We start from the raw sequence: 25,059 nt of genomic DNA on the forward strand, positions 1-25,059 counted from the left end.
GTAAACTCGGGTAGCCGGGTTTATGCATTGTCTTGAAAGGAGGATATAGATGAGTAGAAGTTACTCGCTAGAGAATACGAGAAACATCGGGATCATGGCGCACATCGATGCCGGGAAAACAACTACCACTGAGAGAATCCTCTATTATACAGGTATCAACTATAAAATCGGTGAAACTCATGAGGGTGGCGCTACCATGGACTGGATGGAGCAGGAGCAGGAGAGAGGTATTACAATTACTTCTGCTGCAACGACTTGTGCATGGAGAGAAAAGCGAATCAATATTATTGATACGCCAGGTCACGTTGACTTCACTGTTGAAGTTGAAAGATCACTTCGTGTACTAGATGGTTCAGTAGCTGTGTTCTGTGCTAAAGGTGGCGTAGAGCCTCAATCAGAAGCAGTTTGGAGACAAGCAGATAAATATGGCGTACCAAGAATGGCTTTTGTTAACAAAATGGACATAACTGGTGCGGACTTCTTCAGAGTTATTAAAATGATGAAGGATAGACTTAAAGCCAATGCGGTTCCACTTCAGTTGCCAATTGGTGCTGAAGATAATTTTGTTGGTTTGGTTGACTTGATGGAAATGAAAGCAGTTTACTATAGAGGCGAATTTGGTGAGCAGATTGATATTGAAGACATCCCAGCTGATATGGTAGAACTTGCAGAAGAATATCAACACAGCATGATGGAATCTATAGCTGAAACTGATGAAGAATTGATGGAGAAATATCTTGAGGGCGAAGCATTAAATGTAGATGAACTCAAGGTTGCACTTCGTAAAGCAACAATCAATAATGAAATTGTACCAGTATTCTGTGGGTCAGCATATAAAAATAAAGGTGTTCAGAGAATGTTGGATGGTGTTGTTGACTTTATGCCAGCGCCAACTGATGTAGCGGCAATTCAAGGTCTTGATGAAGACGGCAATGAAGCTGAAAGAGCTTCAAGTGATGAGCTTCCTTTCTCTGCTTTGGCTTTTAAAATTATGACAGATCCATATGTAGGAAAACTTACTTTCTTTAGAGTATACTCTGGTATGTTGGATTCAGGATCATACGTATACAATTCAACGAAACAGAAGAAAGAAAGAGTTGGTCGAATTCTTCAGATGCACGCCAATAAGAGAGAAGAAATTCAAAGAGTTTATTCTGGAGATATTGCTGCAGCAGTAGGCCTTAAGTACACAACGACAGGTGATACGCTTTGTGACCCTGACAACGTGATTGTACTTGAGTCTATGGAATTCCCAGAGCCTGTTATACGTGTTGCAATTGAACCAAAGACCCGAGCAGGTCAAGAAAAAATGGGCATTGCGCTTGCGAAACTTGCAGAGGAAGACCCAACATTTAGAACCTATACAGATGAAGAAACTGGCCAAGTCATTATTGCCGGTATGGGTGAACTTCACCTTGAAATCATCGTAGATAGACTATTGAGAGAGTTTAAAGTGGAAGCCAACATTGGTGCACCACAAGTTGCATATAAAGAAACAATTACGAAACCAGTTGATATCGACTACAAGTATGCTAAGCAGTCTGGTGGTAGAGGTCAATATGGTCACGTTAAAATCAAGTTTGCACCAAATGAGTCTGGAAAAGGGTATGCCTTTGAAACGACTGTTACTGGTGGTACAGTACCAAAAGAATACTTCAGTGCAATTGATGACGGTGTGCAAGGTGCTATGAAAGCGGGAATACTTGGTGGTTATGAAGTTGTAGATATCACTGCAAATCTTTATGATGGTTCTTATCACGAAGTTGACTCCAATGAAATGGCATTTAAACTTGCAGCTTCCATGGCAGTTAAAGAGGCTATGAAAAAAGGAGACGCTGTTCTTCTTGAGCCTTTCATGAAAGTTGAAGTTACAGTTCCAGAAGAATACTTTGGTGACGTTATGGGTGATATAAACTCTAGACGTGGAAAACTTGAAGGTATGGAAGTGGTTCATGGTGCACAAGTTATCAATGCACATGTCCCATTGTCTGAAATGTTTGGATATGCCACTGACTTAAGATCGAAATCTCAAGGTCGTGGAACATATACAATGTTATTCAGTCATTATGAGCAAGTACCTAAAAATATCGCTGATGATCTCATCGGCAAAAAATAATCCTGGGGAGGAATAAAAAATGGCTAAGCAAAAGTTTGAAAGAACTAAACCACACTGTAACATTGGAACAATCGGTCACGTTGACCACGGTAAAACAACGCTTACAGCGGCAATTACAAAAGTATTGTTTGAAAAATACGGATTTGGTGAAAAAGTTGATTTTGAAAATATCGACAAAGCACCAGAAGAGAGAGAAAGAGGGATTACAATCTCTACAGCTCACGTTGAGTACGAAACACCAGCGAGACACTATGCACACGTTGACTGTCCAGGTCACGCCGACTATGTAAAGAACATGATTACAGGTGCTGCGCAAATGGATGGTTCAATCCTAGTTGTATCAGCAGCAGATGGTCCAATGCCACAAACAAGAGAGCATATCTTGCTTTCAAGACAAGTTGGCGTACCATATATCGTTGTATTCCTTAACAAATGTGACATGGTAGATGACGAAGAATTGCTTGAACTCGTTGAAATGGAAGTAAGAGATTTGCTTTCAGAGTATGACTTCCCAGGCGATGACACACCTATCGTAAGAGGTTCAGCTCTTAAAGCTCTTGAAGGTGAAGAAGCGTGGACAGAAAAAATCATCGAACTTTTTGAAATTATCGATGAATACATCCCACAACCTGAAAGAGATACAGATAAGCCATTCCTTATGCCAGTAGAGGACGTATTCTCAATTACAGGAAGAGGAACAGTAGCAACAGGAAGAATTGAAAGAGGAATCGTAAAGGTTTCTGAGGAAGTTGAGCTTGTTGGATTATCAGAAGCGCCAAGAAAGCTTGTAGTAACAGGCGTAGAGATGTTCAAGAAACTTCTTGATGAAGGACAGGCAGGCGATAACGTAGGCCTTCTTCTTAGAGGAATTCAAAGAACAGAAATTGAAAGAGGCCAAGTACTTGCAAAGCCAGGTACAATTCACCCACATACAAAGTTCGAAGCTCAAGTTTATGTTTTGACAAAAGAAGAGGGCGGAAGACACACACCATTCTTCAAAGGCTATAGACCACAGTTCTTCTTTAGAACAACAGACGTAACTGGATCAATTGATCTTCCAGCAGGCGTTGAAATGTGTATGCCTGGTGATAACGTAGAAATGAACATCGAATTGATTTCACCAATTGCGATTGAAGAAGGTTTAAGATTCTCAATCCGTGAAGGTGGAAGAACAGTTGGTGCTGGATCTGTTATCAAGATTTACGAATAATAAATTGTTTCTAAATCTAAATACAATTAGTGAAAAACAACCCCTTGTAATTTACAAGGGGTTGTTGTATAATATTGTGGTGCACTAATGCGATGATGTGGAAAGTTACTATGCTGCGAGAAAATTTCCACGGAGAATTGTTCATACTGGATATGAACGACGAGTTTTTTGTCCAAACGATTACGAAACACCTGGCGGTGTGGACGATGTTTGTCTTGGTCGTATGAATGCAGTAGGCATGCGATAAAAAAATAAGGAGGTTTAGCAAATGGCTAATAAGCAAAAGATTAGAATCAGATTGAAATCATTTGATCACAAAGTGCTTGATAACACAGCACAAAAAATTGTAGAAGTGGCTAAAACCACTGGTGCGGATGTAGCAGGACCCATTCCGTTGCCAACAAAAAAAGAAGTTGTTACAATCTTGAGAGCAGTACACAAATATAAAGATTCTAGAGAGCAATTTGAAATTAGAACGCACAAGAGATTGATTGACATCTTAAATCCTGCACAAAAAACTGTAGACGCGCTTATGAAACTTGAACTCCCTGCTGGAGTTGATGTGGAAATCAAGTTATAAGCGACTAAAAGAGACTAAGATTTCGGTTTAAATAGATAAACCTGTTTTCTTAGGATGATTACTTCGGTAATCCGCTGTAAGAATATTAGGAGGTGCAAAAGCATGGTAGGAATTATCGGTAAAAAAATCGGTATGACCCAAGTATTCAACGAAGAAGGCATCGTAACTCCTGTAACAGTTCTTGAAGTGACACCTATGGTGGTTACTCAAATTAAAACTGTGGAGACAGATGGTTACAATGCGATTCAAGTTGCTTCTGGAGACATCAAAGAAAAACATGTCAACAAACCTATGAAAGGTCATTTTGACAAAGCTGGAACAGCGTACAAAAAGACCCTTAAAGAGTTTAGAGTTGACAATCCTGCTGAGTTCAAAATTGGTCAGGAAATCGCAGTTGATATTTTTGAAAACGGACAAAAAATTGATGTAACTGGTACATCTAAAGGTAAAGGAACTGCCGGCCCAATTAAGCGACATAATCAGTCAAGGGGTCCAGAAACTCACGGTTCTAAATACCATAGAGGTGGCGGATCAATTGGAGCGGCTTCGTATCCAGCTCGAGTTTTCAAAGGAATGCCAATGGCGGGTAGAATGGGTAATGAAACAGTTACTGTTCAAAATCTTGAGGTAGTCAAGATTGATGCAGAAAGAAATCTGTTGCTCGTTAAAGGTGCGGTGCCAGGCCCTAAGAGTGGTCAACTGGTAATTAGCAAAGCTGTTAAGGCAACACTATAATAGCTTGAGAAAGGAGGAAGCACAGTGCCTAAATTAGAAGTATTAAACGTTTCCGGTCAGAAAGTGACTGAAATAGAATTAAACGAAACTATTTTCGGAATAGAGCCAAATGTACCTGTTATGCACGAAATTGTTAAAAATTATCTTGCAAATCAAAGACAAGGTACACAATCTGCTAAGACAAGAGCAGAAGTAAGAGGCGGCGGAAGAAAGCCGTTCAGACAAAAAGGAACAGGTAATGCGAGACAAGGAACAATCAGAGCCCCTCATTATGTAGGTGGTGGTGTTGTTTTCGCGCCGAAGCCAAGAAGTTACAGATATACTTTGCCTAAGAAGGTAAAAAGACTTGGTCTTAAATCTGCATTAAGTGCAAAAGTTAGGGATCAAGAACTAATTGTTTTAGATGAGCTTGTAATGGCAGCTCCAAAAACAAAAGATATGCTTAACATCATTAACAACATTAAAGTGAATGGAAAGAAAGTTCTTTTTGTTACAGGAGATGTTGAAAACAATGTGATAAAAGCATCTAACAACATTGAAGGCGTTAGCACAACATTTGTTGGTTCAATCAATGTTTATGACATTTTGAATCACGATTATTGTGTTGTTACTAAAAATGCGGTTGAAAAAATCGAGGAGGTGTACGCATAATGAGAACCTCTTATGATGTGATAGTTAGACCTATCGTAACGGAAAATTCCATGATGCAGACTTCAGATCGAAAGTATACATTCGAAGTGCTAAAGGATGCCAATAAAACAGAAATTAGAAAAGCCGTTGAGGAAGTTTTCGGTGTAAAAGTTGAAAAAATCAGCACAATGCACGTAAAAGGAAAACTTAAGAGACAAGGCAGAAATGAAGGATACACAAGAAGCTGGAAGAAAGCGATTGTCAAATTGACTGAAGACAGTAAAACAATCGAATTCTTTGAAGGTATGTAATCAAAAAGACTCGAAGGAGGTAAAACCATGGGTATTAGAGGATATAAACCGACTTCACCTGCTGTAAGACAAATGACAGTGTCTACTTTCGAAGAAATTACAAAAAAGCAACCTGAAAAGTCTTTGGTAGTTTCATTGAAGAAAAATTCTGGTCGTAACAACCAGGGTAAAATCACTGTTCGTCATAGAGGTGGCGGAACAACAAAAAAATACAGAATCATTGATTTCAAAAGAAATAAAGACAATGTCCCTGCAAAAGTGGCGGCAATAGAGTACGATCCTAATCGAAGTGCAAATATTGCATTGTTACACTATGCAGATGGTGACAAAAGATATATCATACATCCAAACGGTTTGAAAGTTGGAGATACTATTATATCTGGCGAATATCAGGATATTAAAGTGGGGAACGCAATGCCACTTATGAATATGCCTGTAGGTACAATTATTCACAACATTGAAATGAAGCCAGGAAAAGGCGCACAACTCGTTAGATCTGCTGGTAACTCTGCTCAACTTATGGCGAAAGAAGGAAACTATGCACTTCTTAGATTGCCATCAGGTGAGACGCGTTATGTCAGAAAAGAATGTCGCGCTACAATTGGACAAGTAGGTAACATCGATCACGAGAACATTACAATTGGTAAAGCTGGACGTAAAAGACATATGGGCATTCGACCAACAGTCAGAGGTTCTGTAATGAATCCTAACGATCACCCTCACGGTGGTGGTGAAGGTAGATCACCAATTGGTAGACCATCTCCGGTTACACCATGGGGTAAGCCGGCTCTTGGTTACAAAACTCGAAAGAAAAACAAGCAATCAAACAAATATATTGTTTCAAGAAGAAAGAAATAATCCGATTTACAACTGAAAGGAGGACATTTCATGGGAAGATCTCTTAAAAAAGGTCCATTTGTCCACAAAGGCCTATTGAGAAAAATAGAAGAAATGAATGCATCCGGCGAAAAGAGAGTCGTTAAGGCATGGTCGAGAGCATCAACTATTTTCCCACAAATGGTTGGTCATACAATTGCGGTTCACGATGGAAAGAAACATGTTCCAGTTTATATTACAGAAGACATGATTGGACACAAGCTTGGTGAATTTGCACCAACTAGAACGTTCAGAGGTCACGCTGGCGATAAAAAAAGTAAATAATTTCACTAATCCGAAAGGAGGTATTGAGAATGCAAGCTAAAGCAGAAGCTAAGTATATTAGAGTCTCACCTCGTAAAATGAAGCCTATCGCAGACTTGGTTAGAGGTAAAAGCGTTAAAGATGCACAAGCAATCTTAAAGTTTACACCTAGAAAAGGTGCTGAAATATTTTTAAAAGTATTGAATTCAGCAGTTGCTAATGCTGAAAACAATCATCACATGGATGTTGAAACTTTGATTGTAAAAGACATTTATGCAAATCAAGGACCAACAATGAAAAGATGGAAAGCCGGTTCAATGGGGAGAGCAAACCCTATTTTAAGAAGAAGCAGCCATGTAGGCGTTGTTGTCGCTGAAAAAGAGTAAAGGAGGGTATGCTGAATGGGTCAAAAGGTTAGCCCACACGGACTCCGAGTTGGAGTCATCAAAGATTGGGACTCAAAATGGTATGCAAATAAGAGAAATTTCGCAGATTTGTTAATTGAAGATTTTGAGATTCGTAAATACATCAAAAAAAGGTTGTTTACAGCTGGAATTTCTAGAATTTATATTGATAGAACTGCAAATGACAAGGTCCACATTAATATCTTTACTGCAAAACCAGGTATGGTAGTTGGTAAGGGTGGCGAAAACATTAAAGTTTTGAGAGAAGAACTTGAAAGAATGACAAAGAAATCTATCCAGTTGGATATTTCTGAAGTAGATAACATTGACAATGATGCACAATTGGTTGCAGAAAATGTTGCGTTTTCACTTGAGAGAAGAGTTTCATTCAGAAGAGCTATGAAACAAGTAATCGGGAGAGCACTTAAAGCTGGTGCAGAAGGTATTAAAGTACAAACATCTGGTAGACTCGGTGGCGCTGAAATGGCAAGAACTGAAGGTTATTCAGAGGGCAATGTACCACTTTCAACTTTAAGAGCTGATATTGATTATGGTTTTGCTGAAGCGGATACAACTTATGGTAAAATCGGTGTCAAAGTTTGGATTAATAAAGGCGAAGTGTTGCCGAGTGTCAGTGAAGAAACAAGACTTCAAAGAAAAGAAGCTAGAAAAGCATCTGACAAGCGTCCAAGAGGCGGAAGAAATAATTCGGGACAAAACAGAGGACCGAGAAAGCCTAGAAATAACAACAATTAATATAGAGTTTTGTGAAAGGAGGCAATTACCATGTTAATGCCTAAAAGAGTAAAACGCCGCAGAGTTCACAGAGGTAGAATGTCGGGTACTGCTCAAAAGGGTAACACAGTAACTTACGGAGATTACGGTCTAGTTGCTATGGAACCAGTTTGGCTCACTTCAAATCAAATTGAATCAGCCAGGATTGCTATAAATAGAAGAATCAAAAGAGGCGGTAAAGTTTGGATTAAAGTTTTCCCTCACAAGCCAATTACTCAAAAACCTGCTGAGACACGAATGGGTGCTGGTAAAGGTTCACCGGAGTATTGGGTTGCAGTTGTAAAGCCTGGCAGAGTTTTGTTTGAACTTTCAGGTGTAGATGAGGAACTTGCAAGAGAAGCGATGAGACTTGCTGCAAACAAATTGCCAATTAAGTGTAAATTTGTCAAGAAAGAAGACGCTATCGAAAAGGGTGGTGAATAAAGTTGAAAGCAACTAAAATAAGAGAAATGACAACTCAAGAGTTGAATGATAAAGTGGTAGAGTTGAAAAACGAGCTTTTCAACTTGAGATTCCAATTGGCTACAGGACAATTGGAGAATCCTATGCAAATTAAAGCCATTAAAAAAGACATTGCTCGTGTAAAAACGATCTTGAGAGATAAAGAGATCAACGCGTAAGCAAAGGAGGTAATGCTGTGGAAAGAGGCAGAAGAAAAGTTAGAGTTGGATATGTAACCAGCGATAAAATGGATAAGACTATCGTCGTTACAGTTGAAGAATTCATCCGTCATCCACTCTATGGTAAAAGAGTAAAAAGAACAAAGAAATTCAAAGCGCATGATGAAGAAAATACATGTGGCATTGGTGATAAAGTAAGAATTATGGAAACTAGACCACTTAGCAAGGATAAAAGATGGAGACTTATTGAAGTCGTAGAAAAAGCTAAGTAGTCGGTCGGAAGGAGGACAAAGGCATGATCCAAAACGAAACTCGTTTAAAAGTTGCTGATAACTCTGGTGCGAAAGAAATACTTTGTATCCGTGTACTCGGAGGATCAAAGAGAAAATATGGAAATATCGGAGATGTTATAGTAGCGACCGTCAAAAATGCAACACCTGGCGGGGTTGTCAAGAAGGGCGACGTTGTCAAGGCTGTTATTGTAAGAAGCAACTACGGTTTGAGAAGACCAGATGGCAGTTACGTTAAATTTGATGAGAACGCAGCGGTTATCATAAAAGATGATTTATCTCCAGTAGGAACTCGTATCTTCGGACCAGTTGCTAGAGAGTTAAGAGACAGGAAATTCATGAAAATCGTTTCTCTAGCTCCAGAAGTTCTTTAAACTTAGGAGGTGTAGTATGCATATTAAGAAAGGCGATACAGTTATCGTTATTGCTGGTAAAGATAAAGGCAAAAAAGGTAAAGTATTGAGCGTAAACCCAAAAACTGAAAGAATCATCATAGAAAACGTAAACATGGTAACAAAACACCAAAAGCCTTCAATGAAGGTGCAACAAGGTGGTCGTATTCATAAAGAAGCAGCAATCCATGTTTCAAATGTTCTTTTGTATGATGCAAAAGCGAAAGCTGGTACAAGAGTTAGATTTAAAGAATTAGAAAATGGTAAAAAAGTCAGAGTATCAGTGAAAACTGGTGAGGTAATTGACTAAAACCAGTGAGAAAGGAGGTTTGACTCATGGCGAGATTTAAAGATAAATACAATAATGAAGTTGCGAAAGCAATGATGGAAAAATTCAGCTATAGCAACGTTATGGAAATTCCAAAAATTGAAAAAGTTGTTATCAACATGGGCCTCGGCGATGGAAAAGACAATCCAAAAGTAATTAAGGCTGCAGTAGATGAACTGACAACAATCGTAGGTCAGGCACCAGTTGTTACCAAAGCTAAGAAATCTGTTGCGAACTTTAAAGTAAGAGAAGGCATGAGCGTTGGTGCTAAAGTTACTTTGAGAGGTAGCAGAATGTATGAATTCCTCGATAGATTCATTACAATCGCATTGCCTAGAGTAAGAGACTTTAGAGGTGTAAATCCAAATTCATTTGACGGTAGAGGAAACTATACGCTTGGCGTTAAAGAACAGTTGATTTTCCCTGAGATCGATATTGACAAGGTAGAAACTGTTAGAGGCATGGACATCACTTTTGTAACCACAGCTAAAACGGATGAAGAAGCTAGAGAGTTACTTAAATTGATGGGGATGCCATTTAGCAAGTAAGGAGGGATTTACATTGGCTAAGACCAGTCTTAAAGTAAAACAATCAAGACCGCAAAAATATTCTACGAGAGAATACAATAGATGTAAAATTTGTGGTAGACCACATGCATATATCAGAAAATATGGAATTTGCCGTATCTGCTTTAGAGAATTGGCATATAAAGGACAAATTCCTGGCGTAAGAAAAGCCAGCTGGTAAGAAATCGGAAGGAGGTAATTACTCATGGCAATGACAGATCCAATTGCTGATCTACTGACCCGTATCAGAAATGCTAACATGGTTAAGCATACTTCAGTAGATATACCGGCATCAAATGTAAAAAAGAGAATTGTAGAGATTCTTATGGAAGAAGGCTATATCAAGGGATTTGATGTGATAGAAGACGGAAAGCAAGGTCTTATCAGAATCGAACTAAAATATGGTGAAAATAAAGAGCGTGTTATCACAGGGCTCAAGCGTATTTCTAAGCCAGGACTTAGAGTTTATGCTAAGAAAACCGATGTTCCAAGAGTCCTTGGTGGATTAGGTTGTGCAATTATTTCTACTTCTAATGGTATTATTACAGATAGAGAAGCTAGAAAACTTGGCGTTGGTGGCGAAGTAATTTGCTACATTTGGTAATCATGAATAACTAGGAGGTGTGACAATGTCAAGAGTAGGTAAATTGCCTATTACAATACCTCAAGGGGTTCAAGTGAACGTTTCTGATAAGAATCTCGTCACTGTTAAAGGACCTCTAGGAGAATTGTCAGAGCAAATCGACAAAGACATTAAAATTGAAATTGATGGCGAAACATTATCAGTTACGCGTCCATCTGACAATAAGCGACATAGAGCTTTACACGGCTTGTCAAGAGCTTTAATCAACAATATGGTAGTTGGTGTTACAAATGGTTTTGAGAGAAAACTCCAAATTGTAGGTGTTGGTTATAGAGCTGCTAAAAATGGTAAAAAACTTGAACTATCATTGGGACATTCTCATCCAGTTGTGATGGAAGATCCAGATGGTATTGAAACTTTGGTTCCAACACAAACAGAAATTGTTGTTAAAGGAATCAATAAACAACTGGTTGGAAATTATGCTTCTAAAATCAGAGAGTGGAGAAAGCCTGAACCTTATAAAGGAAAAGGTGTTCGATATTCTGATGAGCGCGTAATCCGAAAAGAAGGAAAGACCGGTAAGAAAAAATAAGAAAGGAGTAGCGTAAAATGGCTTCTAAAAGTAGAAATGAAAATAGAAAAGCGCGTCATGCAAGAGTGCGTAAGAAAATTTCTGGGTCAACTGAAAAACCAAGACTTAATGTTTACAGATCAAACCAGAATATTTATGCTCAAATCATTGACGATATTACAGGAAACACTTTAATTGCTGCTTCTACCCTTGATGCTCCTGTTAAAGAGCAAGTATCTTCTACAGGCAACAAGGAAGCTGCTAAACTGGTTGGTCAGTTGGTGGCTAAAAAAGCACTTGAAAAAGGCATTGAAAATGTGACTTTTGATAGAGGTGGATACCTTTATCATGGACGAGTAAAAGAACTCGCTGAAGGTGCTAGAGAAGCAGGATTAAAATTCTAAATAGGAGGTATGCACATGAACCGTAAGATGATTGATGCTAGCAAGTTAGACCTCAAAGAACAGGTTATTAATATAAATCGTGTTACTAAGGTTGTTAAAGGTGGTAGAAACTTCAGATTCAGCGCTCTTGTAGTTGTTGGAGATGAAAATGGCCACGTAGGCATCGGAACAGGAAAAGCAAAAGAAGTTCCTGAAGCAATTTCAAAAGCGGTTGAAGATGCAAAAAAGCGTCTTATAAAAGTTCCACGTGTTGGAACGACTATACCGCATAATATCGAAGGACACTATGGCTCAGGAAGTGTTCGAATCATGACAGCACAAGAAGGTACTGGTGTTATCGCTGGTGGACCTGTACGTGCCGTACTTGAACTTGCAGGAATCAAGGACGTAAGAGCAAAATCTCTTGGAAGCAATAACCCAAGAAATATGGTTAATGCAACTATCGATGGCCTTATGAACCTTAAAACTGCTGAAGGCGTAGCGAAATTAAGAGGCAAGACAGTAGAACAAATTTTAGGTTAGGGGGTATGAACCTTGGCTACTATAAAAATCAAATTGGTTAAAAGCACAATCGGCGCGCTGCCAAAGCACAGACGTACGGTTGAAGCATTAGGCCTAAGAAAAATCGGTCAAGTTATAGAAAAACAAGACAATCCTCAAATGCGAGGAATGGTTAATCAAGTTAATCACTTAGTAAAAATCGTAGAGTAATAATCATAAAGGAGGTGTGACCATGAGACTTCATGATTTAAGACCCGCAGAAGGATCTACTAAAAGCAAAAAGCGAGTTGGTAGAGGTACAGGTTCAGGACTTGGAACAACTGCAGGCCGCGGTATGAATGGTCAGAATTCACGTTCAGGCGGTGGCGTCAGACCAGGATTCGAAGGTGGACAAATGCCACTTTTCAGAAGAATTCCAAAGCGTGGATTCAACAATAAATTCAAAAAGCAATGGACAATTGTTAATGTTGAGCTTTTGAATGAATTCGAAGATGGTACAGAAATTACACCTGAAGTTTTACTTCAAACAGGTGTTGTAAGCAAAATCAGTTATGGCATAAAGATATTGGGCGATGGAGAATTGAATAAGAAGCTTACTGTAAAAGCAAACAAATTCACTCAGTCAGCAATTAGTAAAATAGAAGCTGCTGGAGGAAAGGCAGAGGTGATTTAATTGTTTTCGACACTTAGAAACGCTTGGAAAATCCCTGATTTAAGAAATAGAATCCTCTACACTTTTGCTATGATTGCTATCTTTAGATTAGGATCTGCAGTACCAGTACCTGGAATCGACAGTACAAGACTGGCAGCAGCATTTGCCAATAGTGAAGATGGTCTGCTTGGACTTTTTAACCTCATGAGCGGAGGTAACTTTAAAACGTTTACAATTTTCGCACTAGGTATCAGTCCTTACATCACTGCATCAATTGTACTAAATCTTTTACAAATTGCGTTCCCTGCTCTTGAAGCTTTGGCGAAAGAGGGCGAAGAAGGTAGAAAAAAAATTGCCAGATACACACGTTATTTAACAGTTGTTTTGGCATTGATTCAAGGAATCGGATTTAGTTTGGGCTACTTCCAGAACTTTTTTATAAAGCCTGGCGCGTGGTCGACTTTCATTGCTGTATTAACACTTACAGCAGGAACAGCGTTTTTAATGTACTTAGGTGAAAAAATCACTGAAAAAGGTATAGGAAACGGTATCTCATTGTTTATCTTTGCAGGTATTGTAGCAAGTGTTCCTTCAGCAACACTCAGTATTTTTGCAAACCTGAGAATCGGTCAGATGAATATCATTCAAGTGGCACTTTTCTTATTGTTTGCACTTATAATCGTTATGGGGATTATATTTATTCAGCAAGGAAGTCGTAAAATTCCTGTTCAATACGCCAAGCGTGTTGTTGGTAGAAAAATGTATGGTGGACAGTCTACACACATTCCACTTAAAGTTAACCAAGCAGGTGTAATACCAGTTATCTTTGCAATTTCTATTTTGATGTTCCCGGCAACGATTGCAACATTTTTCCCTGGATCAGGATTTTCAAATTTTGTATCTAATTATTTGGACCAAACAACTATAATTTATAACTTGTTATATGCACTTTTGATTATATTCTTTACGTTCTTCTATACAAATGTGACATTCAATCCTGTTGAGGTTGCAGATCGATTGAAGACGAACGGCGGTTTCATCCCTGGCATTAGACCTGGTAGACCGACGTCGGAATATTTGACAAAATCTCTTAACAAGATTTCAATTGTTGGTGCAATATTCTTGGCTGTTATTGCAATTTTGCCTAACTTCCTTGGAGCAGTTACCAACACACAATTCAGTTTCGGTGGAACTTCTGTCCTCATCGTTGTATCTGTAGCGCTTGAGACTATGAAGCAAATCGAAGCACAAATGCTAATGAGACACTACGAAGGATTCCTAAATTAGGAGGCTCCTGTGAGATTAATTTTATTAGGACCGCCGGGTGCGGGGAAAGGCACACAAGCTGAATTCATAATAAATGAATTTAACGTTCCCCATATATCAACTGGAGATATCTTCAGGAAAAACATCAAAGAGGGCACTGAACTCGGAAAAAGAGCTAAGCGCTATATGGATCAAGGTAAATTGGTTCCTGATTCTCTTGTGGTTGAAATTGTTGAAGACAGATTGCATGAAGCAGACTGTCAAAATGGTTTCCTACTGGATGGATTTCCCAGAACGCTCATCCAAGCAAAAGAACTGGATTTGGTTCTTGAAAGAATGCAAGTTGAACTCGATGCGGTAATCAATATTAAAGTGAACCCAGACATGTTAGTGTCACGGGCAATCGGCAGAAGAATCTGTAAAAATTGTGGCGCAACTTATCATGTGAGTAACAATCCACCTCAAAAAGAGGGTGTTTGTGATAAATGTGGTGGTGAGCTTTACCAGCGCAGTGACGATGTTGAAGAGACCGTAAAAAATAGAATCAATGTTTATGTTGATGAAACATCTCCCTTGATTGACTACTATGGCAGACGCGATAAATTGGTTGACATAGAAGGAGAGCAGGATATAACGGCGGTCTCGCAGGATATTGCTGCTGCATTAAGGGGATAGACATGATTGTCATTAAATCAAACAAAGAAATTGAGCTGATGCAGGAGTCTGGACGGATTGTTGCATTGGTTCATGAAACAGTAAAAAAAGCAATAAAGCCAGGCATCACTACAGGTGAACTTGACGCAATTGCTGAAGCCGTGATTCGTGAAAATGGCGCAATACCTTCTTTCAAGGGATATGGCGGGTTTCCAGGATCCATATGTGCTTCAATTAATGATCAAGTGATTCACGGTATTCCTGGAGAGACCATTCTTCGGGAAGGTGATATTATTAGTATTGATGTAGGCGCGCTGAAAAACGGCTACCATGGTGATGCTGCTAGAACCCATCCTGTTGGTCAAGTAAGTGAGGCTGCGGCTGAACTTATAAAGGTCACAGAAGAAAGTTTCTTTGAAGGATTGAAATATTGTCGAAAAGGGTATAGATTGTCTGACATTTCAAATGCCATTCAAACGTATTCAGAAGACAGAGGATATGGCGTTGTCAGAGATTTCGTAGGTCATGGTGTTGGGCGTGAACTTCATGAAGATCCACCAATACCTAACTATGGACCGGCAGGCCGGGGACCTAGACTTGTCCCTGGAATGGTATTGGCCATAGAACCAATGATTAATCAAGGAGACTGGAAAGTTAAGGTGCTCGATGATGAATGGACTGTTGTGACACTCGATGGACTATTGTCCGCACACTACGAACACACAGTTGTAATTACAGACGAGGATCCAATATTACTCACCAACTCCAAAAATGAGGTGTTCTGATGATACAATCGTCCAAAGAACTGGAAGTCGGTCAATTTGTGAAATCCAGAGCTGGCCGAGATAAAGATAGAGTGTTTATTGTCGTTGGTATTATGGATGACTTTTTTGTCCAGATTGCCGATGGTGATTTGAGAAAGCTTGAAAAACCGAAAATTAAAAAAGTAAAGCATTTGAACAAGCTTAACATGATTAGTGACGACGTTAGAGATAAGTTGTTAAATGAAGGTAAGCTAAACAATGCTTTACTCAGAAAAGAAGTTGAGAGAGCTGGCTTGCTCTAGTCTAAAAGGAGGGAATTTATAGTGGCAAAAAGCGATTCAATTGAAGTTGAAGGCGTAGTCGTTGAGGCATTGCCAAACGCGAATTTTAAGGTTAAACTTGAAAATGGGCACATTGTACTTGCACATATTTCAGGAAAACTTAGAATGAATTTTATTAGGATATTACCTGGAGATAAAGTGACTTTAGAATTGTCTCCATATGATTTGACTCGAGGTCGAATTGTATGGCGCGGAAAGTAAGGAGGTATAACAATGAAAGTTAGACCATCAGTTAAACCTATGTGCGAAAAGTGCAAAATTATCAGAAGAAAAGGTAAAGTCATGGTAATTTGCGAAAATCCAAAACATAAGCAAACACAAGGTTAAATCTGGCGTGTACACAAATATAAAGCGCGGCTGGTATTACTTTATATTTGAAACATATAAATTGACAAACAATTACTACTACACATTAGGAGGTGTAATTCAATGGCAAGAATTGCAGGTGTTGACTTGCCTAGAGAGAAGAGAGCCGTTATCGGCTTAACTTACATCTATGGTATTGGAAGACCTACTTCTCAGCAACTGCTTGGAAAAGCAGGAATCAGCGAAGATACTAGAATAAAAGATCTCACTGAAGAAGAAGTAAGTAAATTAAGACAACTCATTGAAGAGGATCATTTGGTAGAAGGTGACCTTAGAAGAGAGATTGCAATGAACATTAAAAGACTTAAAGAAATTGGATGTTACAGAGGCATCAGACATAGAAAAGGCCTTCCAGTTAGAGGACAGAAGACTAAAACAAACGCAAGAACGCGTAAAGGTCCTAAGAAAACTGTTAGCCGTAAGAAGAAAAAATAAGTAAAGGAGGCGTAATTCATGGCTGCTGCTAAAAAAGTACGTAGAGTAAGAAAAAAGCGTGAACGTAAGAATATTGATCGCGGACAAGCACATATTCAAGCTACGTTTAACAATACAATCGTAACATTGACTGATACTGATGGCAATGCAATTGCTTGGTCAAGTGCAGGTAGCTTGGGCTTCAAGGGGTCGAGAAAATCTACTCCATATGCTGCTCAAATGGCTGCTGAAGCTGCTTCCAAATCTGCAATGGAGCATGGTTTGAGATCGGTTCAAGTATTTGTAAAAGGACCTGGTTCAGGAAGAGAAGCTGCAATCAGAGCACTTCAAGCAACAGGGCTTGAAATTACATCAATTTCTGATGTAACGCCAATCCCACATAACGGGTGTAGACCACCGAAAAGAAGAAGAGTGTAATTATCAGTATTAGGAGGTGTTTTAAGTGGCAAGATATACAGGACCATCTTGTAGACTTTGTCGTCGAGAAGGGCAAAAGTTGTTCCTTAAGGGAGACAGATGCTATAGCGACAAATGTGCATTAAACAGAAGACAATCCGCTCCTGGTCAGCATGGTGCAAGAAGAGGCAAGCTTTCAGGATACGGAACTCAACTTAGAGAAAAACAAAAAGTTAAAAGATTCTATGGTGTATTGGAAACTCAATTTAGAACAACATATGATCGAGCAGAAAAAATGAAGGGCATTACAGGTGAAAACCTGCTTCAATTGCTTGAGTTAAGACTTGATAATGTCGTTTTTAGACTTGGTTTTGCAAACTCTAGAAAAGAAGCGAGACAAATGGTAACGCACGGTCACTTTACATTGAATGGTCATAAAGCGGATATTCCGTCAATGACGTTAGCAATTGGTGACGTGATTGCTCTTAAAGACAAGAGCAAATCTTCTGAAAAATTCAAAGCACTTGCTGAATCTGCAAGAACTACTCCAAAATGGGTAGATGTTGATTTTGAAAAGATGGAAGGGAAAATTACAGCTTTACCTGTAAGAGATGATATTGATTTACCAATCGAAGAGCATCTTATTGTCGAGCTTTACTCAAAGTAAGGGTTGGTTAAGCATATATTATTACCCTCAGATGTTTGTTTGTTGATTTTTATGAAAAGGAGGGTCTTAAGTAGTGATTGAAATAGAAAAACCAACGATTGAGTGTGTAGAAATGAGTGAGGATGGGAAATATGGGAAGTTTGTTGTTGAGCCTTTGGAAAGAGGTTATGCAACTACTTTGGGCAATAGCCTAAGACGTATTTTACTTTCCTCTTTGCCAGGAACTGCAGTTAGATGGATTAAAGTCGAAAATGTTCTGCACGAATTTAGTACAATTCCTGGGGTAAAGGAAGATGTTATTGAGATCATTCTTAATCTTAAAGAATTGTTTGCAAAAATTCATTCGGATGAAGACGTTAAGATCCTTCGGATTGAAGCAACAGATGCAGGAGAGATTACTGCAGGCGATATTATTGCGGATTCCGATGTTGAAATTCTAAATACAGATCTTCATATTTGTACACTTGAAGAAAATTCAAGATTATTCATGGAAATCGCTTTAGGACAAGGCAGAGGATACGTGCCTGCAGAAAATAACAAGGAAGTAGGGTTGCCAATTGGAATTATCCCAGTTGACTCAATCTATACACCTGTTCGAAAAGTCAACTTCTTGGTTGACAAGACAAGAGTTGGAAAAGTCGCTGATTACGATAAATTGACTCTTGAAGTCTGGACTGATGGTACAATCAAGCCAGACGAAGCAACATCACTTGGCGCTAAAATTATGTCAGAACACTTGAATTTGTTCATTGATATGACTGATAGTGTAAATGGTGTTGAAATCATGGTCGAAAAAGAAGAAGACATCAAAGAGAAAGTTCTTGAAATGACAATAGAAGAACTTGATCTTTCCGTCCGATCTTATAACTGTCTTAAGAGAGCTGGAATCAATACGGTTGAAGAGCTCACCAACCGCAGTGAAGATGACATGATGAAAGTGAGAAACCTAGGTAAAAAATCGCTAGAAGAAGTGAAATATAAACTGGCTGAACTCGACCTGGGACTTAGAACAGAAGACGAGTAAAGGAGGGAGAAAAATGGCAGCTTACCGTAAGTTGGGACGTCCAAGTTCACATAGAAATTTGATGCTTAGAAATTTAACAACATCACTTCTTAAAAACGGACGTATCGAAACGACAGTAACAAGAGGTAAAGAAACGCGAAAATTCGCTGAAAAGATGATCACGCTTGCTAAAAGAGGCGATCTTCATGCGAGAAGACAAGTTTTGGCTTTTGTCACTGAAGAAGCAGTTGTTAAGAAATTGTTTGATGAAATCGCTCCAAATTACAAAGAGCGTAATGGCGGTTATACGAGATTGATCCAAACAGGTCCTCGTAGAGGCGACGCAGCGCCAATGTGTAAATTAGAGTTGATATAACTTTTGGGGGACTAAGTGAATAACTTTAGTCCCTTTATTACATATAATAATTAAAAGGTAAGGCTGGTGACTGATATGATTGTAACTGAAAACTTGTATTTTCGGTATGCAGACGAAAAAGATGAAAATTGTTTTGCGCTCAAGAATGTAAATATTAAAATTAAAGATGGCGAATTCGTCGTTATAATTGGGCATAATGGATCTGGAAAATCAACACTTTCTAAGTTGCTTAATGGGATTTACTATCCGACGCAGGGCAAAATTTTTATAGATCAGCTGGACACTTCTGATGAATCTTTGATATGGGAAATACGAAAACGGGCAGGAATGGTGTTTCAAAATCCTGACAATCAGTTGGTGGCGACAATTGTGGAGGAGGACGTGGCTTTCGGTCCTGAAAACATGGGCCTTTCTTCTGCTGAAATACGGTTGCGTGTTGATGAAGCCTTAGATTCGGTGAGTATGGGGGACTTTAAACGAAAACCGCCTCACCATCTATCAGGAGGCCAAAAACAACGTGTTGCTATAGCAGGTATTTTGGCAATGAAGCCCAAATGTATTATATTTGATGAACCTACTGCGATGTTAGATCCATCAGGCCGTAAGGAAGTTATGGAAACAATACGGTATTTGAACGCACATGACCGAATGACTGTTGTGCACATCACTCATTTTATGGATGAAGCTGTACATGCAGATCGAATTTTGGTTATGGATGAAGGTGAAATCGTATTGGAAGGAACGCCAAAAGAGGTGTTTTCACAAGTCGATACCCTTAAATCAATTGGATTAGACGTCCCTCAAGTAACGCTTTTATCGTATGAACTTAAAAAAATAGGCTTCGATTTATCCGGTGAAAACTTAACCGTTGAAGAATTGGTGGAAGAATTATGTCAATTAAAATAACAGATTTATCACATATATATGATCGTAATACACCCAATGAAACAGTTGCAATCGATCAAATCAATCTAACGATTGAATCAGGACAATTTGTAGGTCTCATTGGCCACACAGGATCTGGGAAATCAACTTTAATACAGCACCTCAATGGCCTTTTAAAACCTTCTGAAGGCGAGATCGTCGTTAGTGGTTACAACATAACAGAAGGCTTGGATCAGACACATAGTAAAAAAAGATCTCAAAGAAAAAAAGAAGCGCGTGCACGTAAAAAAAAGCTAATTGAAGTTAGGAGACGTGTTGGATTGGTTTTTCAATACCCGGAATATCAGCTTTTTGAAGAGACCGTTGAAAAAGATGTGGCATTTGGGCCGTTGAATTTAGGTCTGTCGGATGCAGATGCAATTGAGCGCGTAAAAGAAGCGTTGTCATTAGTAGGGATGGACTATAATGACTATAAAGATCGGTCACCATTTGATTTAAGTGGTGGGCAAAAAAGACGCGTTGCGATAGCTGGAGTGCTCGCAATGAAACCGGAGGTTTTGATTTTAGATGAACCTACTGCTGGATTGGATCCCAAGGGGCGTGACGAAATTCTGGGCCAAATTAAGCACTTGCATGAAAAAGAAGGGATGACGGTTATTATTGTTTCTCATAGCATGGAAGATATGGCTAAGATTTCGGAAAGACTTATTGTTATGAACCGTGGACGAATCGTCTTAGATGGACATCCAAAAGAAGTGTTTAAACATATTGATAGGCTAGAAGAGATTGGGCTTGCTGTTCCTCAGATATCGTATCTGGCACGGGCGCTTGTGGAAAAGGGGTTTGATATTGACCCGACTATCCTTACTGTTGAAGAAGCGACTCAGTGTTTGGCCCAAAAATTAAATCGTAAAACAAAGTCAGGTGAATTATGTTAAGAGATATTACCATAGGACAATATTATGCCTCTGATTCTGTAATCCATCGAATGGATCCAAGATTTAAAATCGTTGCATCCATGTTATATCTGGTTTCTCTATTTCTTGTGGATCAAATAATAGCCTATTTGGCAGTTGTTTTGTTTATTGGATCTGTCATTAAACTTTCTAGAGTACCAGTCGGTTACGTACTTAAAGGCCTTAAACCTATATTTTTGCTCATAGTTTTTGCGTTTGTAATCAACATATTCTTAACCCCAGGACAAGGGAGTCCGGTTTTTGAGGTTGGGTTTATAAAAATTTATGCTGAAGGTATTGAACGGGCATTTTTTATGGCCATTCGACTCATTTTGTTGATAATTGGCACCTCAATGTTGACCCTTACAACATCACCAATTGAGTTGACTGATGGGATTGAGTATCTGTTAAACCCATTTAAAAAAATTGGTTTACCGGCACATGAGCTCGCAATGATGATGACAATTGCATTACGCTTTATTCCTACATTACTTGAGGAAACAGATAAAATAATGAAAGCGCAAATGGCACGTGGCGCTGATTTTGAAAGTGGCAATATAATGAACCGTGCAAAAGCGTTGATTCCTTTGTTAGTCCCACTTTTTATAAGTGCTTTCAGGCGTGCAGATGAATTGGCAATGGCAATGGAAGCCAGATGTTATAAAGGTGGAGAAGGCAGAACAAGAATGAAAGTTCTTAAGTATTCTGTTCTTGATTTATGGGGTGTTGGAATTGTAACACTCTATATGGCCATATGTGTGGTGATGTAAAATGGAAAAAACAATCGCAATGTGGATTGCTTATGACGGTGCAGACTATTGCGGCTGGCAAAAACAAAAGCACCATAAGACGATACAGGGAATACTTGAAAAAAAATTAGCTAGAATTCTAAAAACAGATATTCGTATTCATGGATCAGGTCGAACAGATTCTGGGGTTCACGCAATGGGTCAGTGTGTTACATTTACAGCAGATCTTATAATGCCTGTCGACCGCATTCAGGTGGCACTCAACAAAATTTTGCCCTCAGATATTTTTATAAACGATGTTAGGGAAATGCCTAACGATTTCCATGCACGTTACAGCGCTATTGGGAAAACATATGTGTACAAGGTTTACATGGGGAAACAAAGAGATCCGTTTAAGGATCGGTATTATAGTTACTGTCCCTATAAGTTGGATTTAGAGGCGATAAAAAATGCCATACCTTGTTTTTTAGGTCAACATGATTTTAGAACCTTTATGGCGTCGGGAAGTCAAGTGTCTAATACCGTTCGGACAATTCATGTTTTTGAATTAAAGGAAGATTTTAAAAACAATATTTTGGAATTTACAATTAGTGGAGACGGTTTTTTATATAATATGGTGAGAATAATCATTGGAACCTTATTTCAGGTCGGTCGAGGCAACGTAAAAGTAGAGGAGATTCCAAACATTATTGAAGCCTGTGACCGTTCTGCGGCAAAATGGACTGCTCCAGCCCAAGGCTTGTATTTAAAAGAAGTTCATTATGAAAATAATGTTGACAGTTGAAACATTATCCTATAAAATAGATTGTGGCTCATGTTGAAATCAACGTGACTTATGAAGTTAATCGAAAATCCTGCCCCGGGTTTTTGTTATAAACGGTGAAATATTTTTGAAGGAGGACGCTCAATGAAATCTTACGTTGCTAAACCGCTTGAGATTGAAAGAAAGTGGTATGTTGTAGATGCAGAAGGCAAGACATTGGGAAGATTGGCATCAGAAGTTGCCAAGATTTTAAGAGGAAAACATAAACCTATTTTTACACCACACGTAGATACTGGAGATTTTGTTATTGTTGTAAATGCAGAAAAAATCAAAGTATCTGGTAAAAAAATGGATCAAAAAATGTACAGATGGCATACAGGATATGTTGGTAATTTTAAGGAAAGAACTTTCAGAGAGATGAATCAAAGAAGACCTGAAAGAATCATTGAACTTGCTGTTAAAGGCATGTTGCCACATAATACATTAGGCAGTCAAATGTACACTAAGTTAAAAGTTTACGCAGGTCCTGAGCACAAGCATGAAGCTCAAAAGCCTGAAGTTTTGGAACTTAATCTGTAAGGGAGGGTAACTAATGGCTAAATCGATGCAATATCAAGGTACTGGTAGAAGAAAAACCTCTGTCGCTAGAGTTAGATTACTTCCTGGAACAGGAAAGTTTATCGTAAATGGTCGAACAGTGGAAGAATACTTCAATTTCGATACACTTCGTAGAGAAGTACAAAGACCGCTTGGTCTGACAAATACTGCAGGAAAATTTGATGTATTTGTAAGAGTTGAAGGTGGCGGATTTACTGGACAAGCAGGCGCTGTAAGACATGGTCTTTCAAGAGCACTTTTGCAAGTAGACGGTGAGTTCAGATCTATTCTTAAATCTGCAGGATTCTTAACAAGAGATCAAAGAATGAAAGAAAGAAAAAAATATGGTCTCAAAGCTGCGAGAAGAGCACCTCAATTCTCAAAGAGATAATTTTTTTATATCGCCTTCATGGGTATCCCATGAAGGCTTTTGTTTTTTTGTGGTATAATTGTATTAAAACTGAAAGGAGGCTTTTATGTCATTTTTAGGCGCATTTTTAATGCCACATGCTCCTGTTCTAATTGATAAAATTGGAGATTGGCAAACAAATGATGTTCAAAAAACAGTAGCGTCTATGAAATCAATTGCAAATGAAATAGCAAAGCTTGACCCTGACACTATTATTGTCATTTCACCACATGGGCCAATTTTTAGTGATGCTATCGCAATTTATAACCAAAGCGATTATAAGGGAGATTTTCATGCTTTTGGTGAATTTTCCCTTCAATACAATTTTGTAAAAGATGCCGATTTTATTGCTCAATTGATTCAAACAAATGCGCAATGCAAGGGAGATTATTATCCAATAGATGAGCCATTATTTCAAACACACCAAATTTCAGAAAAATTGGATCATGGCGTGCTGGTGCCTCTACATTTTATTAATGAAGTCGTTTCCAGGCCCAAATATGTTTTTATGAGCTATGGTCATTTTTCTTATAAAAGACTAATGGAAAATGGGTATTTATTAAGGGCTGCAATTGAAGCGTTGGGGAAAAATATTGTTGTAATTGCCAGCGGCGACATGTCCCATGCGCTTAAAGATAACGGACCCTATGACTATCTTCCCGAAGGACCTCAGTTTGATAGCCTCATGGTGAAAGCTATTGACCAAAATAAACCATGGGACGTTTTTGCTGCATCAGAAAAAATGATTGCAGGTGCAAAGGAATGTGGTTTACGGTCTTATGCAATGCTGTTGGGCTTATTCCTTAAATCATCAATTGCCAGTAGGCTGTATTCGTATGAAGGCCCTTTTGGTGTTGGCTATCTTTGTGCTTCATTTTATGAAGTTGGCGTGGCGCATAGAGATTCATGGTATGCGTCCTTAAATGAGATGTGGGAAAAAAGAACTGCTGAAAGTCGCCAAAAAGAACATCCCTATGTGCAATTTGCAAGAGCTGTTATCGCATCAAGAGTAAAAAGAATGGTCCCACCTAAAGTGATATTTCAAACAACTCATGTTGTGGTTGATGCGGTTCGGATTCAGATTTCAAATTTACAAGAAATTCAGTCTATTAAACGGGCGTGCTTTGTTTCAATCAAACAAGAGGGGCAGTTGAGAGGCTGTATTGGAACCCTATTTCCGGTATATGATAATCTTTTGATTGAAATCTATCACAACGCTATGGCTGCAGCCACAAAGGATGGCCGTTTTTATCCTATACAAGTTGAGGAATTAAACAACTTAACAGTATCAGTGGATGTTTTATCAGATATGGAGCGTGTGGCTAATTTTGATGGTCTTGATCCCAAAAAATATGGTGTTTATTTAATTTCAAATAGAAAAAATGGTGTTCTTTTGCCTGATTTAGAGGGTATCAAAACTGTAGAAGAACAAGTTGGAATAGCCGCATCAAAAGGTGGATTCCTTGTGGAAGAGATTGAGGAAATGTATCGTTTTACAGTGGACAGATTTTCTTAAACCTGTGGGTTAATTGTTGATAGTGTGGATAAAATATAAAAAACCCATGGTTTAGCCATTTTGGAAATGAAATTATCCACATTATATA

At 38.7% G+C, this 25,059-nt stretch carries 41 protein-coding genes; all 41 read left to right on the top strand.

Annotated elements, in window-relative coordinates:
• The first annotated feature begins 49 nt into the window (after positions 1 to 49).
• The 41 genes from fusA to amrA all read left to right on the top strand — a co-directional run bounded on the left by fusA (position 50) and on the right by amrA (position 24,971).
• On the top strand, positions 50 to 2,116 hold the full coding sequence (gene fusA, locus JOC49_RS06630; RefSeq protein WP_204663641.1) for an elongation factor G: 2,067 nt from the start codon (positions 50 to 52) through the stop codon (positions 2,114 to 2,116).
• Positions 2,117 to 2,135: 19 nt separating this feature from the next.
• Positions 2,136 to 3,326, top strand: a complete 1,191-nt coding sequence (gene tuf, locus JOC49_RS06635; protein WP_204663617.1) for an elongation factor Tu — start codon at positions 2,136 to 2,138, stop codon at positions 3,324 to 3,326.
• Between the two features lie 268 nt (positions 3,327 to 3,594).
• A complete protein-coding gene (rpsJ, locus tag JOC49_RS06640) occupies positions 3,595 to 3,906 on the top strand; it encodes a 30S ribosomal protein S10 (protein WP_204663643.1) in 312 nt (103 codons plus the stop codon).
• Between the two features lie 102 nt (positions 3,907 to 4,008).
• Positions 4,009 to 4,641, top strand: coding sequence for a 50S ribosomal protein L3 (rplC, locus tag JOC49_RS06645; protein ID WP_204663645.1), 633 nt, complete (start codon positions 4,009 to 4,011; stop codon positions 4,639 to 4,641).
• A gap of 24 nt (positions 4,642 to 4,665) precedes the next feature.
• Positions 4,666 to 5,292, top strand: a complete 627-nt coding sequence (gene rplD / locus JOC49_RS06650) for a 50S ribosomal protein L4 (RefSeq protein ID WP_204663647.1) — start codon at positions 4,666 to 4,668, stop codon at positions 5,290 to 5,292.
• Positions 5,292 to 5,582 carry a 50S ribosomal protein L23 gene (rplW, locus tag JOC49_RS06655; protein WP_204663649.1) on the top strand — a complete coding sequence of 97 codons (291 nt, stop codon included), beginning with the start codon at positions 5,292 to 5,294 and terminating at the stop codon, positions 5,580 to 5,582. The genes rplD and rplW overlap by 1 nt, the downstream gene beginning before the upstream one ends.
• A gap of 27 nt (positions 5,583 to 5,609) precedes the next feature.
• Positions 5,610 to 6,440, top strand: coding sequence for a 50S ribosomal protein L2 (gene rplB, locus JOC49_RS06660; protein WP_204663651.1), 831 nt, complete (start codon positions 5,610 to 5,612; stop codon positions 6,438 to 6,440).
• A 30-nt stretch (positions 6,441 to 6,470) separates the two neighbouring features.
• On the top strand, positions 6,471 to 6,743 hold the full coding sequence (rpsS, locus tag JOC49_RS06665; protein ID WP_204663653.1) for a 30S ribosomal protein S19: 273 nt from the start codon (positions 6,471 to 6,473) through the stop codon (positions 6,741 to 6,743).
• 29 nt (positions 6,744 to 6,772) lie between these two features.
• Positions 6,773 to 7,108, top strand: a complete 336-nt coding sequence (gene rplV / locus JOC49_RS06670) for a 50S ribosomal protein L22 (RefSeq protein WP_204663655.1) — start codon at positions 6,773 to 6,775, stop codon at positions 7,106 to 7,108.
• Positions 7,109 to 7,123: 15 nt separating this feature from the next.
• Positions 7,124 to 7,882 (top strand): 30S ribosomal protein S3, encoded by a 759-nt coding sequence (gene rpsC, locus JOC49_RS06675; protein WP_204663657.1) that lies wholly within the window; start codon positions 7,124 to 7,126, stop codon positions 7,880 to 7,882.
• A 30-nt stretch (positions 7,883 to 7,912) separates the two neighbouring features.
• Positions 7,913 to 8,344 carry a 50S ribosomal protein L16 gene (gene rplP, locus JOC49_RS06680; RefSeq protein WP_204663659.1) on the top strand — a complete coding sequence of 144 codons (432 nt, stop codon included), beginning with the start codon at positions 7,913 to 7,915 and terminating at the stop codon, positions 8,342 to 8,344.
• A 26-nt stretch (positions 8,345 to 8,370) separates the two neighbouring features.
• Positions 8,371 to 8,541, top strand: a complete 171-nt coding sequence (rpmC, locus tag JOC49_RS06685; RefSeq protein ID WP_423875320.1) for a 50S ribosomal protein L29 — start codon at positions 8,371 to 8,373, stop codon at positions 8,539 to 8,541.
• 17 nt (positions 8,542 to 8,558) lie between these two features.
• Positions 8,559 to 8,813, top strand: coding sequence for a 30S ribosomal protein S17 (gene rpsQ, locus JOC49_RS06690; protein WP_204663663.1), 255 nt, complete (start codon positions 8,559 to 8,561; stop codon positions 8,811 to 8,813).
• Between the two features lie 23 nt (positions 8,814 to 8,836).
• On the top strand, positions 8,837 to 9,205 hold the full coding sequence (gene rplN, locus JOC49_RS06695; RefSeq protein WP_204663665.1) for a 50S ribosomal protein L14: 369 nt from the start codon (positions 8,837 to 8,839) through the stop codon (positions 9,203 to 9,205).
• Positions 9,206 to 9,221: 16 nt separating this feature from the next.
• Positions 9,222 to 9,533: a 50S ribosomal protein L24 gene (gene rplX / locus JOC49_RS06700; RefSeq protein WP_204663667.1), complete on the top strand. Its 312-nt coding sequence runs from the start codon at positions 9,222 to 9,224 to the stop codon at positions 9,531 to 9,533.
• A 26-nt stretch (positions 9,534 to 9,559) separates the two neighbouring features.
• Positions 9,560 to 10,099, top strand: a complete 540-nt coding sequence (gene rplE, locus JOC49_RS06705; RefSeq protein WP_204663669.1) for a 50S ribosomal protein L5 — start codon at positions 9,560 to 9,562, stop codon at positions 10,097 to 10,099.
• A gap of 13 nt (positions 10,100 to 10,112) precedes the next feature.
• Positions 10,113 to 10,298: a type Z 30S ribosomal protein S14 gene (locus tag JOC49_RS06710; RefSeq protein WP_204663671.1), complete on the top strand. Its 186-nt coding sequence runs from the start codon at positions 10,113 to 10,115 to the stop codon at positions 10,296 to 10,298.
• A 24-nt stretch (positions 10,299 to 10,322) separates the two neighbouring features.
• On the top strand, positions 10,323 to 10,721 hold the full coding sequence (rpsH, locus tag JOC49_RS06715; RefSeq protein WP_204663673.1) for a 30S ribosomal protein S8: 399 nt from the start codon (positions 10,323 to 10,325) through the stop codon (positions 10,719 to 10,721).
• Between the two features lie 25 nt (positions 10,722 to 10,746).
• A complete protein-coding gene (gene rplF, locus JOC49_RS06720; protein WP_204663675.1) occupies positions 10,747 to 11,292 on the top strand; it encodes a 50S ribosomal protein L6 in 546 nt (181 codons plus the stop codon).
• 17 nt (positions 11,293 to 11,309) lie between these two features.
• Positions 11,310 to 11,675 (top strand): 50S ribosomal protein L18, encoded by a 366-nt coding sequence (rplR, locus tag JOC49_RS06725; RefSeq protein WP_204663676.1) that lies wholly within the window; start codon positions 11,310 to 11,312, stop codon positions 11,673 to 11,675.
• Positions 11,676 to 11,702: 27 nt separating this feature from the next.
• A complete protein-coding gene (gene rpsE, locus JOC49_RS06730) occupies positions 11,703 to 12,197 on the top strand; it encodes a 30S ribosomal protein S5 (RefSeq protein WP_423875322.1) in 495 nt (164 codons plus the stop codon).
• A 12-nt stretch (positions 12,198 to 12,209) separates the two neighbouring features.
• Positions 12,210 to 12,386, top strand: a complete 177-nt coding sequence (rpmD, locus tag JOC49_RS06735; RefSeq protein WP_204663680.1) for a 50S ribosomal protein L30 — start codon at positions 12,210 to 12,212, stop codon at positions 12,384 to 12,386.
• 22 nt (positions 12,387 to 12,408) lie between these two features.
• Complete coding sequence (gene rplO / locus JOC49_RS06740) at positions 12,409 to 12,849, top strand: 50S ribosomal protein L15 (RefSeq protein ID WP_204663682.1); 441 nt, start codon at positions 12,409 to 12,411, stop codon at positions 12,847 to 12,849.
• A complete protein-coding gene (gene secY, locus JOC49_RS06745) occupies positions 12,850 to 14,115 on the top strand; it encodes a preprotein translocase subunit SecY (RefSeq protein WP_204663684.1) in 1,266 nt (421 codons plus the stop codon).
• A gap of 9 nt (positions 14,116 to 14,124) precedes the next feature.
• On the top strand, positions 14,125 to 14,769 hold the full coding sequence (locus JOC49_RS06750) for an adenylate kinase (RefSeq protein WP_204663686.1): 645 nt from the start codon (positions 14,125 to 14,127) through the stop codon (positions 14,767 to 14,769).
• Between the two features lie 2 nt (positions 14,770 to 14,771).
• Complete coding sequence (gene map, locus JOC49_RS06755; RefSeq protein WP_204663688.1) at positions 14,772 to 15,533, top strand: type I methionyl aminopeptidase; 762 nt, start codon at positions 14,772 to 14,774, stop codon at positions 15,531 to 15,533.
• On the top strand, positions 15,533 to 15,814 hold the full coding sequence (locus JOC49_RS06760; RefSeq protein ID WP_204663690.1) for a KOW domain-containing RNA-binding protein: 282 nt from the start codon (positions 15,533 to 15,535) through the stop codon (positions 15,812 to 15,814). Before map ends, JOC49_RS06760 begins: the two co-directional genes overlap by 1 nt.
• A gap of 21 nt (positions 15,815 to 15,835) precedes the next feature.
• Positions 15,836 to 16,054, top strand: a complete 219-nt coding sequence (infA, locus tag JOC49_RS06765) for a translation initiation factor IF-1 (RefSeq protein ID WP_204663692.1) — start codon at positions 15,836 to 15,838, stop codon at positions 16,052 to 16,054.
• Between the two features lie 12 nt (positions 16,055 to 16,066).
• Positions 16,067 to 16,180, top strand: a complete 114-nt coding sequence (gene rpmJ / locus JOC49_RS06770; RefSeq protein WP_204663694.1) for a 50S ribosomal protein L36 — start codon at positions 16,067 to 16,069, stop codon at positions 16,178 to 16,180.
• A 102-nt stretch (positions 16,181 to 16,282) separates the two neighbouring features.
• A complete protein-coding gene (gene rpsM / locus JOC49_RS06775; protein WP_204663696.1) occupies positions 16,283 to 16,654 on the top strand; it encodes a 30S ribosomal protein S13 in 372 nt (123 codons plus the stop codon).
• Between the two features lie 18 nt (positions 16,655 to 16,672).
• A complete protein-coding gene (gene rpsK / locus JOC49_RS06780; RefSeq protein WP_204663698.1) occupies positions 16,673 to 17,071 on the top strand; it encodes a 30S ribosomal protein S11 in 399 nt (132 codons plus the stop codon).
• A 25-nt stretch (positions 17,072 to 17,096) separates the two neighbouring features.
• Positions 17,097 to 17,717 (top strand): 30S ribosomal protein S4, encoded by a 621-nt coding sequence (gene rpsD, locus JOC49_RS06785; RefSeq protein WP_204663700.1) that lies wholly within the window; start codon positions 17,097 to 17,099, stop codon positions 17,715 to 17,717.
• Positions 17,718 to 17,790: 73 nt separating this feature from the next.
• Positions 17,791 to 18,741, top strand: a complete 951-nt coding sequence (locus tag JOC49_RS06790; RefSeq protein WP_204663702.1) for a DNA-directed RNA polymerase subunit alpha — start codon at positions 17,791 to 17,793, stop codon at positions 18,739 to 18,741.
• A gap of 13 nt (positions 18,742 to 18,754) precedes the next feature.
• Complete coding sequence (rplQ, locus tag JOC49_RS06795) at positions 18,755 to 19,096, top strand: 50S ribosomal protein L17 (RefSeq protein WP_204663704.1); 342 nt, start codon at positions 18,755 to 18,757, stop codon at positions 19,094 to 19,096.
• 63 nt (positions 19,097 to 19,159) lie between these two features.
• Positions 19,160 to 20,002, top strand: coding sequence for an energy-coupling factor transporter ATPase (locus JOC49_RS06800; protein ID WP_423875324.1), 843 nt, complete (start codon positions 19,160 to 19,162; stop codon positions 20,000 to 20,002).
• Complete coding sequence (locus JOC49_RS06805) at positions 19,987 to 20,919, top strand: energy-coupling factor transporter ATPase (protein ID WP_204663708.1); 933 nt, start codon at positions 19,987 to 19,989, stop codon at positions 20,917 to 20,919. Before JOC49_RS06800 ends, JOC49_RS06805 begins: the two co-directional genes overlap by 16 nt.
• The gene (locus tag JOC49_RS06810; RefSeq protein ID WP_204663710.1) at positions 20,913 to 21,707 is read left to right on the top strand and encodes an energy-coupling factor transporter transmembrane component T family protein; all 795 of its coding nucleotides are present in this window, start codon (positions 20,913 to 20,915) and stop codon (positions 21,705 to 21,707) included. The genes JOC49_RS06805 and JOC49_RS06810 overlap by 7 nt, the downstream gene beginning before the upstream one ends.
• 1 nt (position 21,708) lies before the next feature.
• On the top strand, positions 21,709 to 22,470 hold the full coding sequence (truA, locus tag JOC49_RS06815; protein WP_204663712.1) for a tRNA pseudouridine(38-40) synthase TruA: 762 nt from the start codon (positions 21,709 to 21,711) through the stop codon (positions 22,468 to 22,470).
• A 123-nt stretch (positions 22,471 to 22,593) separates the two neighbouring features.
• Positions 22,594 to 23,028, top strand: coding sequence for a 50S ribosomal protein L13 (rplM, locus tag JOC49_RS06820; protein WP_204663714.1), 435 nt, complete (start codon positions 22,594 to 22,596; stop codon positions 23,026 to 23,028).
• Between the two features lie 13 nt (positions 23,029 to 23,041).
• Positions 23,042 to 23,437: a 30S ribosomal protein S9 gene (rpsI, locus tag JOC49_RS06825; RefSeq protein WP_204663716.1), complete on the top strand. Its 396-nt coding sequence runs from the start codon at positions 23,042 to 23,044 to the stop codon at positions 23,435 to 23,437.
• Positions 23,438 to 23,522: 85 nt separating this feature from the next.
• Positions 23,523 to 24,971, top strand: coding sequence for an AmmeMemoRadiSam system protein A (gene amrA, locus JOC49_RS06830; protein ID WP_204663718.1), 1,449 nt, complete (start codon positions 23,523 to 23,525; stop codon positions 24,969 to 24,971).
• The last annotated feature ends 88 nt before the right edge of the window (positions 24,972 to 25,059 follow it).

Origin of the sequence: Fusibacter tunisiensis, from assembly GCF_016908355.1 — a bacterium.
Taxonomy (GTDB): domain Bacteria; phylum Bacillota; class Clostridia; order Peptostreptococcales; family Acidaminobacteraceae; genus Fusibacter_D; species Fusibacter_D tunisiensis.

Coding starts and splice junctions, on each gene's coding strand:
- rplC (WP_204663645.1), top strand. CDS start 4,009: ATGGTAGGAATTATCGGTAAAAAAATCGGTATGACCCAAGTATTCAAC.
- rplW (WP_204663649.1), top strand. CDS start 5,292: ATGAGAACCTCTTATGATGTGATAGTTAGACCTATCGTAACGGAAAAT.
- fusA (WP_204663641.1), top strand. CDS start 50: ATGAGTAGAAGTTACTCGCTAGAGAATACGAGAAACATCGGGATCATG.
- rplP (WP_204663659.1), top strand. CDS start 7,913: ATGTTAATGCCTAAAAGAGTAAAACGCCGCAGAGTTCACAGAGGTAGA.
- rplN (WP_204663665.1), top strand. CDS start 8,837: ATGATCCAAAACGAAACTCGTTTAAAAGTTGCTGATAACTCTGGTGCG.
- rplV (WP_204663655.1), top strand. CDS start 6,773: ATGCAAGCTAAAGCAGAAGCTAAGTATATTAGAGTCTCACCTCGTAAA.
- tuf (WP_204663617.1), top strand. CDS start 2,136: ATGGCTAAGCAAAAGTTTGAAAGAACTAAACCACACTGTAACATTGGA.
- rplR (WP_204663676.1), top strand. CDS start 11,310: ATGGCTTCTAAAAGTAGAAATGAAAATAGAAAAGCGCGTCATGCAAGA.
- JOC49_RS06760 (WP_204663690.1), top strand. CDS start 15,533: ATGATACAATCGTCCAAAGAACTGGAAGTCGGTCAATTTGTGAAATCC.
- rpsI (WP_204663716.1), top strand. CDS start 23,042: ATGGCTAAATCGATGCAATATCAAGGTACTGGTAGAAGAAAAACCTCT.
- rplX (WP_204663667.1), top strand. CDS start 9,222: ATGCATATTAAGAAAGGCGATACAGTTATCGTTATTGCTGGTAAAGAT.
- rplO (WP_204663682.1), top strand. CDS start 12,409: ATGAGACTTCATGATTTAAGACCCGCAGAAGGATCTACTAAAAGCAAA.
- rplE (WP_204663669.1), top strand. CDS start 9,560: ATGGCGAGATTTAAAGATAAATACAATAATGAAGTTGCGAAAGCAATG.
- rpsH (WP_204663673.1), top strand. CDS start 10,323: ATGGCAATGACAGATCCAATTGCTGATCTACTGACCCGTATCAGAAAT.
- rpsJ (WP_204663643.1), top strand. CDS start 3,595: ATGGCTAATAAGCAAAAGATTAGAATCAGATTGAAATCATTTGATCAC.
- rplF (WP_204663675.1), top strand. CDS start 10,747: ATGTCAAGAGTAGGTAAATTGCCTATTACAATACCTCAAGGGGTTCAA.
- JOC49_RS06805 (WP_204663708.1), top strand. CDS start 19,987: ATGTCAATTAAAATAACAGATTTATCACATATATATGATCGTAATACA.
- rplM (WP_204663714.1), top strand. CDS start 22,594: ATGAAATCTTACGTTGCTAAACCGCTTGAGATTGAAAGAAAGTGGTAT.
- rplB (WP_204663651.1), top strand. CDS start 5,610: ATGGGTATTAGAGGATATAAACCGACTTCACCTGCTGTAAGACAAATG.
- rpsC (WP_204663657.1), top strand. CDS start 7,124: ATGGGTCAAAAGGTTAGCCCACACGGACTCCGAGTTGGAGTCATCAAA.
- JOC49_RS06810 (WP_204663710.1), top strand. CDS start 20,913: ATGTTAAGAGATATTACCATAGGACAATATTATGCCTCTGATTCTGTA.
- rpsM (WP_204663696.1), top strand. CDS start 16,283: ATGGCAAGAATTGCAGGTGTTGACTTGCCTAGAGAGAAGAGAGCCGTT.
- rpmC (WP_423875320.1), top strand. CDS start 8,371: ATGACAACTCAAGAGTTGAATGATAAAGTGGTAGAGTTGAAAAACGAG.
- amrA (WP_204663718.1), top strand. CDS start 23,523: ATGTCATTTTTAGGCGCATTTTTAATGCCACATGCTCCTGTTCTAATT.
- truA (WP_204663712.1), top strand. CDS start 21,709: ATGGAAAAAACAATCGCAATGTGGATTGCTTATGACGGTGCAGACTAT.
- rpsS (WP_204663653.1), top strand. CDS start 6,471: ATGGGAAGATCTCTTAAAAAAGGTCCATTTGTCCACAAAGGCCTATTG.
- rpsE (WP_423875322.1), top strand. CDS start 11,703: ATGATTGATGCTAGCAAGTTAGACCTCAAAGAACAGGTTATTAATATA.
- rplQ (WP_204663704.1), top strand. CDS start 18,755: ATGGCAGCTTACCGTAAGTTGGGACGTCCAAGTTCACATAGAAATTTG.
- rpmJ (WP_204663694.1), top strand. CDS start 16,067: ATGAAAGTTAGACCATCAGTTAAACCTATGTGCGAAAAGTGCAAAATT.
- rpsK (WP_204663698.1), top strand. CDS start 16,673: ATGGCTGCTGCTAAAAAAGTACGTAGAGTAAGAAAAAAGCGTGAACGT.
- map (WP_204663688.1), top strand. CDS start 14,772: ATGATTGTCATTAAATCAAACAAAGAAATTGAGCTGATGCAGGAGTCT.